Source organism: Enterobacter sp. PL_is514 (assembly GCF_055816715.1).
Window position 1 is genome coordinate 55,323 of record NZ_JBVPGN010000036.1, and the last position, 16,402, is coordinate 71,724.

Annotated in this window: 16 protein-coding genes; 11 read left to right on the plus strand and 5 right to left on the minus strand. The window is 61.0% G+C overall.

Annotation, left to right across the window (positions count from 1 at the left end):
- Nucleotides 1–95 precede the first annotated feature (95 nt).
- Complete coding sequence (gene entS / locus AC0TNG_RS20560; protein ID WP_473713030.1) at nucleotides 96–1,343, plus strand: enterobactin transporter EntS; 1,248 nt, start codon at nucleotides 96–98, stop codon at nucleotides 1,341–1,343.
- 46 nt (nucleotides 1,344–1,389) lie between these two features.
- On the opposite strand, the gene fepB is transcribed toward entS, so the two are convergent.
- Complete coding sequence (gene fepB, locus AC0TNG_RS20565; RefSeq protein ID WP_473713032.1) at nucleotides 1,390–2,349, minus strand: Fe2+-enterobactin ABC transporter substrate-binding protein; 960 nt, start codon at nucleotides 2,347–2,349, stop codon at nucleotides 1,390–1,392.
- A gap of 188 nt (nucleotides 2,350–2,537) precedes the next feature.
- Between fepB and entC the strand changes: the two genes are divergently transcribed.
- The 7 genes from entC to AC0TNG_RS20600 all read left to right on the plus strand — a co-directional run bounded on the left by entC (nucleotide 2,538) and on the right by AC0TNG_RS20600 (nucleotide 9,878).
- A complete protein-coding gene (gene entC, locus AC0TNG_RS20570) occupies nucleotides 2,538–3,713 on the plus strand; it encodes an isochorismate synthase EntC (protein ID WP_473713034.1) in 1,176 nt (391 codons plus the stop codon).
- Between the two features lie 9 nt (nucleotides 3,714–3,722).
- Nucleotides 3,723–5,333: a (2,3-dihydroxybenzoyl)adenylate synthase EntE gene (entE, locus tag AC0TNG_RS20575; protein ID WP_290094584.1), complete on the plus strand. Its 1,611-nt coding sequence runs from the start codon at nucleotides 3,723–3,725 to the stop codon at nucleotides 5,331–5,333.
- 10 nt (nucleotides 5,334–5,343) lie between these two features.
- Nucleotides 5,344–6,198: an isochorismatase gene (locus AC0TNG_RS20580; RefSeq protein ID WP_473713036.1), complete on the plus strand. Its 855-nt coding sequence runs from the start codon at nucleotides 5,344–5,346 to the stop codon at nucleotides 6,196–6,198.
- Between the two features lie 5 nt (nucleotides 6,199–6,203).
- Nucleotides 6,204–6,950 carry a 2,3-dihydro-2,3-dihydroxybenzoate dehydrogenase EntA gene (gene entA / locus AC0TNG_RS20585; RefSeq protein WP_473713185.1) on the plus strand — a complete coding sequence of 249 codons (747 nt, stop codon included), beginning with the start codon at nucleotides 6,204–6,206 and terminating at the stop codon, nucleotides 6,948–6,950.
- Nucleotide 6,951: 1 nt separating this feature from the next.
- Nucleotides 6,952–7,365 (plus strand): proofreading thioesterase EntH, encoded by a 414-nt coding sequence (gene entH / locus AC0TNG_RS20590; RefSeq protein WP_417927079.1) that lies wholly within the window; start codon nucleotides 6,952–6,954, stop codon nucleotides 7,363–7,365.
- Nucleotides 7,366–7,514: 149 nt separating this feature from the next.
- Nucleotides 7,515–9,620: a pyruvate/proton symporter CstA gene (gene cstA, locus AC0TNG_RS20595; RefSeq protein ID WP_032649600.1), complete on the plus strand. Its 2,106-nt coding sequence runs from the start codon at nucleotides 7,515–7,517 to the stop codon at nucleotides 9,618–9,620.
- A 60-nt stretch (nucleotides 9,621–9,680) separates the two neighbouring features.
- On the plus strand, nucleotides 9,681–9,878 hold the full coding sequence (locus tag AC0TNG_RS20600) for a YbdD/YjiX family protein (RefSeq protein WP_006809671.1): 198 nt from the start codon (nucleotides 9,681–9,683) through the stop codon (nucleotides 9,876–9,878).
- On the opposite strand, the gene AC0TNG_RS20605 is transcribed toward AC0TNG_RS20600, so the two are convergent.
- From AC0TNG_RS20605 to AC0TNG_RS20620, 4 genes are all read right to left on the minus strand, one after another.
- Nucleotides 9,875–10,279, minus strand: a complete 405-nt coding sequence (locus AC0TNG_RS20605; protein WP_023305666.1) for a helix-turn-helix domain-containing protein — start codon at nucleotides 10,277–10,279, stop codon at nucleotides 9,875–9,877. The genes AC0TNG_RS20600 and AC0TNG_RS20605 overlap by 4 nt on opposite strands.
- Nucleotides 10,254–10,556 (minus strand): type II toxin-antitoxin system RelE family toxin, encoded by a 303-nt coding sequence (locus AC0TNG_RS20610; protein ID WP_267217083.1) that lies wholly within the window; start codon nucleotides 10,554–10,556, stop codon nucleotides 10,254–10,256. Before AC0TNG_RS20610 ends, AC0TNG_RS20605 begins: the two co-directional genes overlap by 26 nt.
- A 183-nt stretch (nucleotides 10,557–10,739) precedes the next feature.
- Nucleotides 10,740–11,483, minus strand: a complete 744-nt coding sequence (locus AC0TNG_RS20615; protein WP_024906989.1) for an SDR family NAD(P)-dependent oxidoreductase — start codon at nucleotides 11,481–11,483, stop codon at nucleotides 10,740–10,742.
- 57 nt (nucleotides 11,484–11,540) lie between these two features.
- Complete coding sequence (locus tag AC0TNG_RS20620) at nucleotides 11,541–12,629, minus strand: oxidoreductase (RefSeq protein WP_473713039.1); 1,089 nt, start codon at nucleotides 12,627–12,629, stop codon at nucleotides 11,541–11,543.
- A gap of 159 nt (nucleotides 12,630–12,788) precedes the next feature.
- On the opposite strand from AC0TNG_RS20620, the gene AC0TNG_RS20625 reads away from it, so the two are divergent.
- From AC0TNG_RS20625 to AC0TNG_RS20635, 3 genes are read left to right on the plus strand one after another with little or no spacing between them, the layout of a single operon-like run.
- The gene (locus AC0TNG_RS20625; protein WP_473713040.1) at nucleotides 12,789–14,291 is read left to right on the plus strand and encodes a sugar ABC transporter ATP-binding protein; all 1,503 of its coding nucleotides are present in this window, start codon (nucleotides 12,789–12,791) and stop codon (nucleotides 14,289–14,291) included.
- Nucleotides 14,288–15,283 carry an ABC transporter permease gene (locus tag AC0TNG_RS20630; RefSeq protein WP_048993139.1) on the plus strand — a complete coding sequence of 332 codons (996 nt, stop codon included), beginning with the start codon at nucleotides 14,288–14,290 and terminating at the stop codon, nucleotides 15,281–15,283. Before AC0TNG_RS20625 ends, AC0TNG_RS20630 begins: the two co-directional genes overlap by 4 nt.
- A 19-nt stretch (nucleotides 15,284–15,302) precedes the next feature.
- Nucleotides 15,303–16,367 carry a sugar ABC transporter substrate-binding protein gene (locus AC0TNG_RS20635; RefSeq protein WP_290094585.1) on the plus strand — a complete coding sequence of 355 codons (1,065 nt, stop codon included), beginning with the start codon at nucleotides 15,303–15,305 and terminating at the stop codon, nucleotides 16,365–16,367.
- The last annotated feature ends 35 nt before the right edge of the window (nucleotides 16,368–16,402 follow it).

Sequence of the window (16,402 nt, forward strand, 5' to 3'; positions counted from 1 at the left end):
ATTTGATAATGATAGTGATTATCGTTATCTATCTTATTTGGCTATGTTAGCATGTGCGCCCATGGAATGGGTAGAATTACACTCAAGGCTTTGTCATGAATCAAAAATCCTGGCTGCTCAACCTCAGCCTGCTCAAAACGCACCCGGCGTATCGCGCCGTTTTTATCGCTCGTTTTATCTCCATTTTATCCCTCGGCCTGCTCGGCGTGGCCGTGCCGGTACAGATACAGACTATGACCCACTCCAGCTGGCTGGTGGGGTTATCGGTGACGTTAACCGGCGGAGCGATGTTTATCGGCCTGATGGTCGGCGGCGTAATGGCGGACCGCTACGAGCGCAAGAAGATGATCCTGCTGGCGCGCGGCACCTGCGGCGTGGGCTTTATCGGGCTGTGCCTGAACGCGATGCTGCCGGAGCCGTCGCTGATCGCCATTTATGCCCTCGGGCTGTGGGACGGTTTCTTTGCCTCCTTAGGCGTGACGGCGCTGCTGGCGGCAACGCCCGCGCTGGTCGGGCGCGATAACCTGATGCAGGCGGGGGCGATCACCATGCTCACCGTGCGTCTGGGCTCGGTGATTTCGCCGATGGTGGGCGGCCTGCTGCTGGCAACCGGCAACGTGGCGTGGAACTACGGGCTGGCGGCGGCGGGGACCTTTATCACCACCCTGACGCTGCTGCGCCTGCCGCTGCTGCCGCCTCCGCCGCAGCCGCGCGAGCATCCGCTGAAATCACTGATGGCCGCTATTCGTTTCCTGTTCAGCAACCCGCTGATTGGCGGCATTGCGCTGCTCGGCGGCCTGCTGACCATGGCGAGCGCAGTGCGCGTGCTCTACCCGGCGCTGGCAGGAGAGTGGCAGATGAGCGCCTCGGAGATTGGCATTCTCTACGCCGCCATTCCGCTCGGCGCGGCGTGCGGGGCGCTGACCAGCGGCAACCTGGCGCAAAGCGCGCGTCCGGGGCTGATTATGCTGCTTGCCACGCTGGCCTCGTTTATCGCCATCGGCTTCTTTAGCCTGATGCCGGTCTGGGCGCTCGGGGTGCTGTGTCTGGTGATTTTCGGCTGGCTGAGCGCCATCAGCTCGCTCTTGCAGTACACCCTGATCCAGACCCAGACGCCGGAAGGGATGCTCGGGCGCATCAACGGCCTGTGGACGGCGCAGAACGTGACGGGTGATGCCATCGGCGCGGCGATCCTCGGCGGGCTGGGGGCGATAATGACCCCGGCGGCGTCGGCGAGCAGCAGCGGGTTTGCGTTAGCGATGGTTGGTGGGATTTTGTTAGTGGCGTTGGTGGAATTGCGCCGATTCAGGCAGGAGAGTGTGTTGAACGACGGTGCGGCCTGATGCCCTCACCCCGGCCCTCTCCCACGGGGAGAGGGAGGGAAAATGCCTACTTAAACAACGCATTCAATCTGTCTAATACCAACATCGCGCTGTAATAATCCAGGCGGAACGTCTCCGTTCCCAGCGCCCAGACGCGCTTGTTCTTCACCGACGGCAGATGCGCCAGCAGCGGGTTGGCGTAAATCGCCTCCACGTCTTTCTCGTCACCGGCAAACACAAACAGCCCTTCGCCGTTCAGCCCCGTCGCCAGGTTTTCCCCGCCCAGCTGGATAATGTCGTGGCGCTTACCCTGGCTAGTTGAGGTCTGCAATCCGGCAGGCAGCTCCGCCAGCGCAAAGCCCAGCTGGTGCAGCAGCTTGCCCTGCGCGGATTCCGCGGTCCACAGGTTGGCGCTGTGCGCGGCGGCGGTGTAGACGATGGCGTTCACCGGCTGCGGCGGCAGCTTCATCTGCTGTTTCACCTGCGCGAGCTGTTTATCAAACGCGGCAATGCGCTCTGCGGCCTGCTTTTCCTGTCCGGTGATGGTGCCCAGCTGGGTCAGCAGCGCCTGCCAGCTCTTGTCGTCGTAGTTGATGATAAGCGTCGGGGCGATGGCGGAGAGCTGATCGTACAGCGCCAGCGCGGAATCCCCGCCGGTGGCGCTGATCAAAATCAGATCCGGCATTTGCGCGGCGACCGCTTCAGCGCTGGGCTCGCCGATGTACAGCCGGGCCAGCTTGCGCTGCTTCGCGATATCACCCCACTGGCGCAGGAAGCCCTGCCCATCGGCCACGCGGTTATTCGGCGTGGTCGCGCCGCTGGCGACGACCGGTGCGTCAATCGCCAGCAGGGAGCCGGTTAAGGTCACGCTGGTGGAGACAATGCGCGTCGGTTTGTGCTCAAGGGTATGTACTCCACGGCTGTCGGTTACCTGACGCGGCCAGTCGGCGGCAGCGGCTGAGGTAAGTCCTAAAACAAAAAGTGCGAATAAAAGCAGGGGATTACGGAAAACAGCGGGGAATTTCACAGCGCGACATCCTGTTTTTGTTGAAGATAATGCTTCTCATTTTCATGGTTGCCGCACCGGGATGCAAGCTTTTGTCGCACAAGTTATTTGTCCGACGGTTGACAGCGAAGCGATGTGGGATTAGGTTAGCCGACGAAAATATAAATGATAATCATTATTGCTTCTTTTATCATTTTGAGGAGGATGATATGGATACGTCCCTGGCTGAGGAAGTTCAGCACGCCGCAACCACGCTGGAATCAGACCGTTTTTTCTTTATGTCGCCTTACCGCAGCTTTACCACGTCCGGCTGCTTTGCCCGCTTCAGTGAACCCGCCGTCGGCGGTGACGATCCGGCGGGTCGCTTCCAGCAAAAATTAGCCCAGGCCTTCCGCACGGCAAAAGCCAGAGGTATTGCTCACCCGGTGATGGTGGGGGCGATCCCGTTCGACACCCGCAAGCCCTCGTCGCTATTTATTCCGCAACGCTGGGAAACCTTTTCTCGTCCCGCACGTCAGCAGTCCGCACGTTATTTTTCCGGCGCGCAGGCGCTGAAGGTGGCACAACGCACCGAGATCCCGCCGCAGCCCGTCTTCGAAGAGATGGTCGCTCGCGCCGCGTCGCTGACCGCCACGCCGCAGGTGAACAAGGTGGTGCTGTCTCGTCTGATTGATATCGCGACCGACAAACGCATGGACAGCGGCGCGCTGATGGAGCGCCTGATCGCCCAGAACCCGGCGAGCTTTAACTTCCACGTGCCGCTGGAAGACGGCGGCGTACTGCTCGGCGCCAGCCCGGAGCTGCTGCTGCGCAAAGAGGGTGGGCACTTTAGCTCGCTGCCGCTGGCAGGCTCCGCGCGTCGTCAGCCGGACGACGTGCTTGATCGTGAAGCAGGCAACAAGCTGCTGGCCTCCGAAAAGGACCGTCACGAGCACGACCTGGTGACCCAGGCGATGAAAGCCATTCTGGCACCGCGCAGCCACCATCTCAGCATGCCGGATTCGCCTCAGTTGATTACCACGCCGACGCTGTGGCATCTGGCGACGCCGGTTGAAGGTGACGTGCGTGAAAACGAAAACGCCCTGACCCTGGCCTGCCTTCTGCACCCGACGCCGGCGCTGAGCGGTTTCCCGCATCAGGTGGCGAAAGACCTGATCGCCGAGCTGGAGCCGTTCGACCGCGAGCTGTTCGGCGGCATCGTCGGCTGGTGCGACAGCGAAGGCAACGGCGAGTGGGTGGTGACCATCCGCTGCGCGCGTCTTCGCGAAAATACCGTTCGCCTGTTTGCCGGTGCGGGCATTGTGCCTGCCTCCTCGCCGGTGGGCGAGTGGCGCGAAACCGGCGTGAAGCTTTCCACCATGCTCAACGTGTTTGGCTTGCACTAAGGAAGACTCATGACCATCCCTTTTACCCGCTGGCCTGAGGAATTCGCCCGCCGCTACCGCGAAAAAGGCTACTGGCAGGATCTGCCGCTGACCCACATCCTGACGGATCGTGCGGATAGCGATGCCGTGGCGATAATCGACGGCGAGCGGCACATCACCTATCGCACGTTTAATAAGGCGGTGAACAACCTGGCGTCCGCCCTTCAGGCTCAGGGGCTGCACCGCGGCGAGACGGCGCTGGTGCAGCTTGGCAACGTGGCCGAGTTCTACATCACCTTCTTCGCGCTGCTGCAAATCGGCGTCGCGCCGGTCAACGCGCTCTTTAGCCATCAGCGCAGCGAGCTGAACGCCTACGCGGAGCAGATCAAACCCGCCGTGCTGATTGCCGATCGCGACCACGCGCTGTTCGCGGACGATGAGTTCCTCAACGCCTTTGTGGATGCGCACCGCTCGGCACGGGTCGTACTCCTGCGCGGCGATAAGGGTGACTACGCCCTGGAAGCGGCGATTGCGCGTCCAGCTGACAACTTCATCCCTAACCCGACGCCCGCCGACGAAGTGGCTTTCTTCCAGCTCTCCGGCGGCAGCACCGGCACGCCGAAGCTGATCCCGCGCACGCACAACGATTACGACTACAGCATTCGCCGCAGCAACGAGATCTGCGGCATTACTGCGCACACCCGCTATCTGAACGCGCTCCCCGCGGCGCATAACTACGCCATGAGTTCGCCGGGCTCTCTGGGTGTCTTCACGGCGGGCGGCTGCGTGGTGCTCGCGAACGATCCGAGCGCGACGCTCTGCTTCCCGCTGATTGAACGCTATCAGATTAACGTCACCTCGCTGGTCCCTCCGGCGGTGAGCCTCTGGCTGCAGGCGATTGCCGACGGCGCGGGCAACGCGCAGCTTAACTCCCTGAAGCTGCTGCAGGTGGGCGGCGCACGCCTCTCCGCCACGCTCGCGGCGCGCATTCCGGCGGAAATCGGCTGCCAGCTTCAGCAGGTGTTCGGCATGGCGGAAGGGCTGGTGAACTACACCGCGCTCGACGACGCGCCGGAGCGCATCATCAACACCCAGGGCCGCCCGATGTGTCCGGACGACGAAGTGTGGGTGGCGGACGAGCACGGCAACCCGCTGCCGCGCGGGGAAGTCGGACGCCTGATGACGCGCGGTCCGTATACCTTCCGCGGCTATTTCAACAGCCCGGAACACAACGCCAGCGCCTTCGACGCCGACGGCTTTTACTGCTCCGGGGATCTTATCGCCATTGACGAGCAGGGCTACATCACCGTGCAGGGACGCGAGAAGGATCAGATCAACCGCGGCGGCGAGAAGATCGCTGCCGAAGAGATCGAGAACCTGCTGCTGCGCCATGAGGCGGTGATCCACGCCGCGCTGGTGAGCATGGAGGACAGCCTGCTGGGCGAAAAAAGCTGCGCGTATCTGGTGGTGAAACAGCCCCTGCGCGCGGTTGAGGTGCGCCGCTTCCTGCGCGAGCAGGGCGTCGCCGAATTCAAGCTGCCGGATCGCGTAGAGAGCGTGGATGCGCTCCCGCTGACGCCGGTCGGCAAAGTCGATAAGAAACAGTTGCGCCTGTGGCTTGCTGAACGCGCCCGGGGCTGAGGAACAGAGTATGGCCATTCCAAAATTAACCGCTTACGCGCTGCCGACCGCCGCAGAGCTGCCGACCAGCAAGGTGAACTGGGCGTTTGAGCCCGAGCGCGCGGTGCTGCTGATCCACGATATGCAGGAGTATTTCCTGAACTTCTGGGGCGAAAACAGCGCGATGATGCAGCAGGTGGTAGCGAATATCGCCAGACTGCGCGCTTACTGTAAAGCGCACAATATCCCGGTGTACTACACCGCTCAGCCGAAAGAGCAGAGCGACGAAGACCGCGCCCTGCTGAACGACATGTGGGGGCCGGGCCTGACCCGCTCGCCGGAGCAGCAGCGCATCGTCGCCGAGCTGGCGCCGGACGAAGCGGACACGGTGCTGGTGAAGTGGCGCTACAGCGCGTTTCACCGCTCGCCGCTGGAGCAGATGCTGAAAGAGACGGGCCGCAACCAGCTGCTGATTACCGGCGTGTACGCCCACATCGGTTGCATGACCACCGCCACCGACGCCTTTATGCGCGACATTAAGCCGTTCTTCATTGCCGACGCGCTGGCGGACTTTACCCGTGACGAACATCTGATGTCGCTGAACTATGTGGCCGGACGCTCGGGCCGCGTGGTGATGACCGACGAGCTGCTGCCGTCCATTCCGGCATCGAAGGCCGCGCTGCGCGAGCTGATTCTGCCGCTGCTGGACGAGTCCGACGAGCCGATGGATGACGAAAACCTGATCGACTACGGCCTGGACTCGGTACGCATGATGGCGCTGGCCGCCCGCTGGCGCAAAGTACACGGCGATATCGACTTCGTGATGCTGGCAAAAAATCCAACAATCGACGCCTGGTGGGCGCTGCTTTCCCGCGAGGTGAAGTGATGGGACTGGATTTCACCGGTAAAACCGTCTGGGTGACGGGCGCGGGGAAGGGGATTGGCTACGCGACGGCTCTGGCGTTCGCCGAAGCCGGCGCGCAGGTGACCGGGTTCGATCTGGCGTTTCCGCAGGATGATTACCCGTTCGCCACCGAAACGCTGGACGTGGCGAACGCCGCGCAGGTGCATGAGGTGTGCGGGCGCGTGCTGACAACGCTTGAGCATCTGGACGTGCTGGTCAACGCGGCGGGCATTCTGCGCATGGGGGCAACTGACCAGCTCTCGCAGGAGGACTGGCAGCAGACCTTCGCGGTCAACGTCGGCGGCGCGTTCAATCTGTTCCAGCTGACCATGGGCCAGTTCCGCCGTCAGCAGGGCGGGGCGATAGTTACCGTGGCGTCCGACGCGGCACACACGCCGCGCATCGGCATGAGCGCCTATGGCGCATCGAAAGCGGCGCTGAAAAGCCTGGCTCTGACCGTCGGGCTGGAGCTGGCAGGCAGCGGCGTTCGCTGTAATCTGGTGTCGCCGGGCTCAACGGATACCGATATGCAGCGCACCCTGTGGAAAAGCGACGATGCGGAGCAGCAGCGCATCCGCGGCTTCGGCGAGCAGTTTAAGCTCGGCATTCCGCTGGGCAAAATCGCCCGTCCGCAGGAGATTGCCAGCACGGTGCTGTTCCTGGCATCCGATGCCGCCAGCCATATCACCCTCCAGGATATTGTGGTGGACGGCGGTTCCACGCTGGGGGCGTAAGATGATCTGGAAACGTCACATACCGCTCGAGGAGCTGAACGCGACCAGCCTGAACACCCTGGTGGCGCATCTCGACATTGTCTATACCCGTATCGGTGACGACACGCTGGAAGCGGAGATGCCGGTGGATGCGCGCACCCACCAGCCGTTTGGCCTGCTGCATGGCGGGGCCTCGGCGGCGCTGGCGGAAACGCTCGGCTCGATGGCCGGGTATCTTATGACCCGCGACGGGCAGAGCGTGGTGGGAACGGAGCTTAACGCCACGCATCACCGCGCGGTGTCGCATGGAAAGGTGCGCGGGGTGTGCCAGCCGCTGCATCTTGGGCGTTCGAGCCAAAGCTGGGAGATCGTGGTCTTCGACGAGCAGGGGCGGCGGTGCTGTACGTGCCGGTTGAGTACAATGGTGCTGGGCTAGCCCAGGCAGATCAAAGTGATCGGCTTAACACTGTGGTGTAAATCTCTGGTTTGACCACGCATTATTGCGTTTCAAAGTTGTTAAATTTTTCCTGTTGTTCTAGAAACAAAATGTAACATCTCACTGTTTCACAACAACGGACAACAACTATGAACAACTCAGGGAAATACCTTACATGGGCAGGGCTCTCCGTTGTGGGAGCCTTTGCCCTGGGCTATATCGCCCTCAACCGGGGGGAGCAGATCAACGCGCTCTGGATCGTTGTCGCCTCCGTCTGCATTTATCTGATCGCGTACCGTTTTTATGGCCGCTATATCGCAAAGAACGTGTTAGGCGTTGATGCGACGCGCATGACGCCAGCCGTCCGCCACAACGACGGGCTGGACTACGTGCCGACCGACAAGAAAGTGCTGTTCGGTCACCATTTTGCGGCGATTGCCGGGGCAGGCCCGCTGGTGGGTCCGGTGCTGGCGGCGCAAATGGGTTACCTGCCGGGGATGATCTGGATCCTCGCCGGGGTGGTATTGGCGGGGGCGGTACAGGACTTTATGGTGCTGTTTGTCTCCACCCGCCGCGACGGACGTTCGCTGGGTGAGCTGGTGAAAGAGGAGATGGGGGCCACCGCCGGGGTGATTGCGCTGGTGGCGACCTTTATGATCATGGTAATCATCCTCGCGGTGCTGGCGATGATCGTGGTGAAAGCGCTGACCCACAGCCCGTGGGGAACCTATACCGTTGCCTTCACCATTCCGCTGGCGCTGTTCATGGGGATCTACATTCGCTATCTGCGCCCGGGGCGCATTGGTGAAGTGTCGGTGATTGGTCTGGTATTCCTGGTGTTCGCCATTATCTCCGGCGGCTGGGTGGCGGAAAGCCCGACCTGGGCGCCGTTCTTCGACTTTACCGGCGTACAGCTGACCTGGATGCTGGTGGGCTACGGCTTTGTGGCGGCGGTGCTGCCGGTGTGGCTGCTGCTGGCCCCGCGTGACTACCTCTCTACCTTCCTGAAAATCGGCACCATCGTCGGGCTGGCGATCGGCATTCTGATTATGCGCCCGACCCTGACCATGCCGGCATTAACCAAATTTATCGACGGCACCGGCCCGGTCTGGACCGGTAACCTGTTCCCGTTCCTGTTTATTACCATTGCCTGCGGCGCGGTGTCCGGCTTCCACGCGCTGATCGCCTCCGGGACGACGCCGAAGATGCTGGCGAATGAAAATCAGGCCTGCCTGATTGGCTACGGCGGTATGCTGATGGAGTCCTTCGTCGCCATCATGGCGCTGGTCTCGGCCTGCATTATCGATCCGGGCGTGTACTTCGCGATGAACAGCCCGATGGCGGTGCTGGCGCCTGCCGGAACCGTTGACGTGGTGGCATCCGCCGCGCAGGTGGTGAGCGGCTGGGGCTTTGCGATTACCCCTGATACGTTGACGAGCATCGCCAGTGAAGTGGGCGAGCAGTCGATTATCTCCCGTGCGGGCGGGGCGCCGACGCTGGCGGTCGGCATGGCCTACATCCTGCACGGCGCGCTGGGCGGGCTGATGGACGTGTCGTTCTGGTATCACTTCGCCATCCTGTTCGAGGCGCTGTTTATCCTGACTGCGGTGGATGCGGGAACCCGTGCGGCGCGCTTTATGCTGCAGGACCTGCTGGGGGTGATCTCCCCGAACCTGAAGCGTACCGATTCGCTCCCGGCTAACCTGCTGGCGACGGCGCTGTGCGTGCTGGCATGGGGCTACTTCCTGCATCAGGGCGTGGTCGATCCGCTGGGCGGGATTAACACCCTGTGGCCGCTGTTTGGTATCGCCAACCAGATGCTGGCAGGCATGGCGCTGATGCTCTGCGCGGTGGTGCTGTTCAAGATGAAGCGCCAGCGTTACGCCTGGGTGGCATTAGTGCCAACCGCGTGGCTGCTGATTTGTACCCTGACGGCGGGCTGGCAGAAAGCCTTCAGCCCGGACAACAAAGTGGGCTTCCTGGCGATCGCCAACAAGTTCCAGGCGATGATCGACAGCGGTAAGATCCCGGCGCAGTACACCGAGTCGCAGCTGTCGCAGCTGGTGTTTAACAACCGTCTGGACGCCGGGCTGACCATCTTCTTTATGGTGGTGGTCGTGGTGCTGGCGTTGTATTCTCTCAAGACCGCGCTGGCGGCGTTGAAAAACGATAAGCCAACGGCGAAAGAGACGCCGTACGAGCCAATGCCTGAAAACCTGGAAGAGATTGTGACCCAGGCGAAAGGGGCGCACTAACCTTTGTGCCGGGTGGCGGCTTCGCCTTACCCGGCCTACATTCCCTGTGAGATCAGAATCATGTTCGACACCCTTTCCAAAGCCGGTAAGTACCTGGGCCAGGCCGCTAAAATGATGATTGGCGTGCCGGACTACGACAACTACGTCGAGCATATGCGCGTCAACCATCCGGACCAGACGCCAATGACCTATGAAGAATTTTTCCGTGACCGCCAGGACGCCCGCTACGGCGGCAAGGGCGGGGCGAAGTGCTGTTAACCCTCTTTCGGGAGATAGAGGCTGATCTGCTCCTGCTTACAGCCGTAGATCGCCGCCAGCTTTTCACGGGTGCGCTTTTGCGGACGGGAGTCCAGCGCTTCCAGCTGTGACACGGCGGACTGGCTGATGCCGAGTTTCTCCGCCACCTCCTGCTGGGATAACCCACGCAGAATACGCCACGCGGCCTGCAGGCTGACGTTCTCGCTATGCATGATGTCGCACACTTCACCCGGTAAACCTACGTTATCGTAGATATCTGATTCGTAAGGGATGTCTTCCCAGTCGTTTTCATCATCGTCATCATACTCAAGCATGGCTAAACGCATGCGAAAATATTCACCGTAGGGAATGACAACATACTGTTTTTTTCCTTCTTCATCCTTGATGAACTGAATAGTCATATTCCGTATGCTCCTCATGAAGGTAGGTGGTGGTTGTCCGGCGTTTTACCGCCACTACGTAACAGGTATCACCTGGCGGGTCTCCGAAGGTGTAAATGACCCTGTAATCACCTAATCGCAACCTGTAGTGGTTTTCGGGAGAAGATAATTTCTTGATATCCGCGGCAGGTGATGTTTTATCATCCATCTTCTCCAGCCTGAATTTAATGCGGTTCTGATATCGCGTATCGATTTTAGAAAATTGCTTCTCTGCTGTTTTTGACCAGACAATCTTCATCCGTACCTCCACTGTACGCCCACACAGAATATAAGGAAATAATAAGACTATTAGATAAATTCCGAATTTCTAATGGGGTACTGTAGAGCGGAGAAAAACCGGAAGAAAGCGGCAAAACGGGAACCGTCGAGGGTGCTCGGGAAGGCCTCTGCCGGACGACAGAGGCTTGCAGGAAATGTGCGATCAGGCGTTCAAACCACCGTCCACATCGAGACCGGTACCGGAGATCTGCCCGGCAGCCGGGCTGGCGAGGAAGGTGACCGCCGCCGCGATGTCTTCCGGCTGGCCGTAGTGACCGACCGCAATCATCTGGCGCTGGGCTTCCGCCTGTTCGCCGTCTTCCGGGTTCATATCGCTGTTGGTGGGGCCGGGGTGCACCAGGTTTACGGTAATGCCGCGCGGTCCTAAATCACGGGCCAGACCGCGGGTGAGGGAGTTAAGAGCGGACTTCGTCATCGAGTAAACGGCAATGCCCGGCATCGCCACGCGGTTTGCCAGACAACTGCCGATGTTGATAATGCGCCCGCCGTCGGACATGTGCACCAGCGCTTCCTGAATGGCGATCACCACGCCGCGGATGTTGACGTTGATAAGGGCGTCAATATCTGCCAGCGTCATGGACTCCAGCGGGCCGCCGCGCGCGATCCCGGCGTTGTTGACCAGAATATCCAGCCCGCCAAGGGAACGTGCAGCATGGGTGACGGCATCCTGAATCGCCTGCGCGCTGGCGCTGTCCGCCTGCACGGCTTCGCTGTGTCGTCCCAGCGCCTTAATCTCATCGGCGACCGCCTGGGCTTTATCGGCAGATTTTTCATACGTAATAATCACATCCGCACCGGCGCGCGCCAGCGAGAGTGCAATAGCCCGACCCAACCCGCGGCTGGCACCGGTAACCAGCGCCTTTTTACCTGTTAAATCGATCTGCATGATGACCTCGTTGCAAGAGTAGAAAGAATCATCATTAGGTATAGCCTGTCGGCGCGATTAACGGCTGAAGGATTCCACTTTCTCAAACGCGGCGCGCAGAACGTCAGGCGTTAACGCAACCGGTAGATAGTGAATCGACTCCACCGGGCGCAGGGTGTGGGCAATGACCTTATCCAGCGCTTCCCGGTTATTGATGTCGACGTCCAGCTCGCGAAGCGTGGTCGGCAGGTTAAAGCGCTGGTACGCCGTTACCAGCTGCGCCAGCACGTCGTCCTGGCCGAGCAGGGCGCTCTGCACCAGAATGCCGTAGGCCACCTTGGTACCGTGGAGGTATTTTTCCGTCTGCGGCAGCACGGTTAAACCATTGTGCACCGCATGCGCCGCCGCCACGCGGGTATAGCGTTCGCCCAGACCGCCGACCATCCCGCCGCCAGCGATAATCGCATCTACCACGTCCCGGAACGCCTGCGTCTGTTCGCCGCGCTGCTGGTCGGCCAGCGCTTCCTCACTGTGCTCCAGCAGCACGTCGCGGATCGCCAGCGCGCCGTTGATGCCCAGCCGCACGGTCAGCGGCAGGTTCTCCGGCTCAGGTGCCAACACAACCGCTTCGTACCACTTTGCCAGCGTATCGCCGATACCCGCCAGCAGGTATTCCGCCGGGGCGTTAAGGACGATCTGCGGCTCCACCAGCACCAGGTAGTTGGCGTCGTCGAAGATCTCAAAATGCAGCGCCTGACCTGCATCGTTGTACCAGACGGAGAGCGGGGTCCACGCCGCGCAGGTGGCGGCAACGGTGGGGATGCCCACGAACGGCACGCCCAGACGACGCGCCACGGCCTTGACGGTATCCAGTACCGCACCGCCGCCCACGCCAATCACCACGCTGGCGTCACTGCCGGATTCGTTCACCAGATGGATGACGTCGCGCTCGCTGCAGTGGCCTTTAAACAGCAGGTGTTTCGCCCCCGGCGCGTGAAAGCTCTCCGGCAGGAACGGGCGCGCGCCGTCGATAGCGCGCTCGCCGTAGATCCACACCGCGCGGGAAAGCTGTTCCGGGGTAAAGAAGTCATTCAGATGCGCAAGGCTTCCGGGGTGGGAGAAGTAGTTCGCCGGGCCAGGCACGACGCGGATATCGGTGTTGCTCATGGTGTTGTCCTTTTTTAGCAAGCGCTAACCCGATGTTATGTCTGGACATCCGGATGGCTAATAATATTTCGCTTTAACTTATGCCTTTTCCGTCGTTGTCAGTCAACCGGAGCTGTGAAAAATTCGATAAATCAGAAGAGTTATGAAGGATTTACGCGGATGGTTTCCAGTCGCCTTGAGATGCGCGGTATCAGCCTGGCCTTTTCCGGCTTTCAGGCGCTGTCGCGCGTGAACTTCACCTTAACCGGCGGATCGGTACATGCGCTGACCGGCGCCAACGGCGCGGGGAAATCGACGCTGATGGCGGTGCTGTGCGGGACGCACGACCACTATGAGGGCGAAATCTCCATTAATAACCAGCCGGTAAGCATCCGCGAGCCGCTCGATGCCAAACGGCTGGGGATCCACCTCGTGCAGCAGGAAGTGGACGTGGCGCTGATCCCGGGGTTAAGCATCGCCGAGAACATTATGCTCGACCAGCTGGCGCAGCCGGGGCATCGCTTTAACTGGCGCGCGATCCGCCAGCAGGCGAGACAGGCGCTGGCGCAGCTGGACGTTTCTATGGACGTACGCCGTTCCATCGACAGCTGCACGCTTGCCGAAAAGCAGCAGATTTTGCTGGCGCGCGCCCTGTCTCATCACTGTCGTTTTTTGATTCTTGATGAGCCCACCGCGCCGCTGGACGCGCACGAGAGCGAGCGTCTGTTTGCCGTGGTAAGACGGTTAAAGCAGCAGGGCATCGGCGTGGTGTTTATCTCCCACCGCATTCACGAGCTGAAGGCCATCTGCGACACCCTGACGGTGCTGCGCGACGGCAAGCTGATCGAGTCCGGCCCGATGGCCGATCTTAGCGGCGAAGCGATCGTCGAGAAGATGCTCGGCCACGTGCTGAGCGATATCTACCCGCCCGCGCGGCCGCCGCACGGCGACGAAACGCTGCTGCGGGTGGAAGGTCTGCATGACGACGCGCTGCTGAAAGATATCTCCCTGCACCTGCGCAAAGGCGAAATTCTCGGTATTGCCGGGCTGGCGGGGGCGGGGAAAACCGAACTCTGTAAGGCGCTGTTTGGCGCCAGCAAAAGCCGCGTGGCGCGCGGTGAGCTGAATCATCAATCCTGGCAACCGCGCGACCCGGCCGACTCGGTGCTGCGCGGCCTGGCGCTGGTGCCGGAAGAGCGGCGCAAAGAGGGCATTTTTATCGACGAGCCGGTGAGCATGAACCTTGCCGTGTGCGCCGATAACAGCTTCTCGCGCTGGAGCCTGTTTGGCCATCGTCAGGCGTGGCGCTGGGCGGAGGAGGTGATTGCCCGCGTCGGCGTGCGCGCCCGCGGTCCCGGGCAGGTTTTGCGACGTCTCTCCGGCGGCAACCAGCAGAAGGTCGCCATCGGCAAGTGGCTGCGCAATGATGCGAGCGTGCTGATCTTCGACGAGCCAACCAAAGGCGTGGACGTGAAGGCCAAAACCGATCTGTTCCAGCTGATCGACGGTCTGGCGCGCGAGGGCAAAGGGGTGATTTACGCCTCGGGCGAGTTTGCCGAGCTGGTCGGGCTGTGCGACCGCATCTGCGTGCTGTGGGACGGGCGCATCGTGGCGGAAATCGCCGGAGCCGAGGCCCGCGAAGAGACACTACTTTATTTTTCAACCGGAGGAACGGCGTCGTGAGCAAGGCCCTTTCAGTGAACGCGGCGGCGTCTGGCCGTCAGCAGATTTTCGATTTTCTCTACAAGTGGGGCATGCTGTTAACCGTCGTCGCGCTGGTGGCCGTCTTTGGCCTGGCGTCGGACAGCTTCCTCGATCCGAACAACATCATCAATATTCTGCGCTCAATCGCCATCGTGACGGTGATTGCCGTTGGCGTGTCGATATCATTGACCATTGGCGGGTTCGATCTCTCTGTGGGATCGACCGCCTCACTGGCGAATGCGCTGGTGATTTCCCTGTTTGTCTGGCACGGCTTTGGTACCACCGAGTCGATTCTGATCACCCTCGCGCTCTGCACGCTGGTGGGGCTGTTTAACGCCTTTCTTATCGTCATCCTGCGCATTCCGGACATGCTCGCGACGCTGGCCAGCCTGTTTGTCATTCAGGGCGTGGCGATGACCTACAGCTACGGCGGGTCGATTACCGAGAACATGGTGCTGCCGAGCGGTGACATGGCGGAAGGCACCATTCCGGCGGCGTTCAGCCTGCTGGGGCAGGTGCCGACGATTGTGATCATCATGCTGGTGGTGACGGTTCTGGCGCAGCTGGGGCTGTCGCTCACCACTCACGGTCGTCGGATGTACGCCATCGGCGGTAACCCGGAAGCCGCGCGTCTCTCGGGGATTCGCACCACCCGCTACAAGGTGGCGGCCTACGTGATTGCCTCCCTGCTGGCGGGCCTGGGCGGGATTTTGCTGGCCTCGCGCATTGGCTCGTCGCAGGTGAACGCGGGCGGCGGTTACCTGATGGATGCGGTGGCGGCGGCGTGGATTGGCTTCTCGCTGGCCGGGTCCGGCAAGCCGAATGCGCTGGGAACCCTGGTCGGGGCGGTTATTCTCGGCGTGCTGTCGAACGGGCTGGTGATGCTCTCCGTGCCGTATTACGCCATGGACATTATAAAAGGTCTGGTGCTCGCGGTAGCGCTGGCGATTACGTACATACAAAAACGCTGACAACACAACGGGATAAAAAATGAAAAAAATTGCACTCTCTTTGGTGGCATTAGGGTTATTCACCGCTCTGCCTGGCTTCGCGGCTACGCCCGCGCCGCTTCCGGCGGCCATTGCCAACCATGACGGCCCGATCCGCATCGCGGTGATCCGTAACCTTGGCTCAGACGACAACACCACGCAGTTTATTGCCGGGGCAATTCAGGAAGGGAAGAAGCTTGGCTTTAAGGTCAGCACCTTTTTAAGCAACGGGGACGATGCCAAATTCCAGGACTTCGTGAACCAGGCTATCAGCCAGAAGTACGACGGGATTATCCTGTCTCAGGGCCGCGATCCGTACTCCACCGCGCTGGTGAAGAAGGCGGTGGACGCCGGGATTAAGGTCGCGGTATTTGATACCGCCGTTAACGGCGAGATCCCGGGCGTGACCGTCACCCAGCAGGACGACGCCTCCCTGACGAATCTCTCCTTCGGCCAGCTAGCGAAAGATTTCAACGGCAAGGCCAATATCGTCAAGCTGTGGGTAGCGGGCTTCCCGCCGATGGAGCGTCGTCAGGCGGCCTATAAAGAGCTGCAAAAGCAGTATCCGGACATCAAAGAGCTGGAGTCCATCGGCGCGGTCTCCTCTGACGTGCAGGGCGACACCGCTAACAAAGTGGGTGCGATCCTGGCGAAATACCCGAAAGGCAAGATCGACGCCATCTGGGGCACCTGGGACGCCTTCAGCCAGGGCGCGTACAAAGCGCTGAAAGAGAACGGCCGCACCGAGATCAAACTCTACAGCATCGACATCTCCAACCAGGATCTGCAGCTGATGCGCGAGCCGGGCAGCCCGTGGAAGGTGAGCGTGGCGGTGGATCCGAAGCTGATTGGCGCGACCAACGTGCGTCTGGTGGCGAACAAGATTGCCGGGGAAGCGACGCCTGCGACCTACGATTTCACAGCCGCGGCTATTCCGCAGGCGCTGCTGGCCGCCCAGCCGGGCGCGGTGAACGTGGCGTCGCTGGGGAAAATCATTCCGGGCTGGGGCCAGACGGAAGATTTTATCGCCCCGTGGTTTGCGACGCTGGAAGCGAAGAATAAATAAAACCAAGCCGGGTGGCGTCAGGTGCGGCCTGATGC